The sequence below is a fragment of the Vibrio sp. 1978 genome (assembly GCF_033344345.1).
The window spans coordinates 1-508 of the sequence record NZ_JAWPOP010001074.1 but is presented as its reverse complement, the minus strand read 5'-3'; the positions used below and the strand labels follow the sequence as shown (position 1 = coordinate 508).

Sequence of the window (508 nt, the reverse complement as noted above, 5' to 3'; positions counted from 1 at the left end):
TGGCAATTGCGCCTAAGTTTTCAACTTGTCGACCATTGACTACTTGCTTGACGGCAAGTTCTACCAGTTTGCCTGATCGCGTTTTCGGAATATCGCTGATGGCGAAAATGGCACTCGGCACATGGCGTGGTGAACAGGCCGATTTCAGCTGCGCTTTAATGCTGCCGATTAACTCATCATCCAACTCATCTTGGCTTTCTAATTGAACAAAAAGCCAGATCTGTTCATTTCGATCCACTTCTTTCCCAACTGCGATGGAGTCGACAATGCCATCAATAGCATTCACCTGTTGGTAAATTTCTGCGGTACCAATTCTGACGCCACCTGGATTAAGAGTGGTGTCACTACGGCCATAAAAGACAAAACCGCCAACCTCACTTTTTTCTACATCGTCGCCATGATGCCAAACATTATCAAACTTATCCCAGTAAGCGTGATGGTAACGCTCGCCTGAATCACGCCAGAACCCAGAAGGGAAATTAGGCAGTGAATTGGCGCAAACCAGCTC

1 protein-coding gene is annotated in these 508 nt (G+C 46.9%); it reads right to left on the bottom strand.

Annotation, left to right across the window (positions count from 1 at the left end):
- Nucleotides 1-508: AMP-binding enzyme (locus tag R8N49_RS30725; protein ID WP_412034948.1), on the bottom strand; the 508-nt coding region annotated here is incomplete at both ends.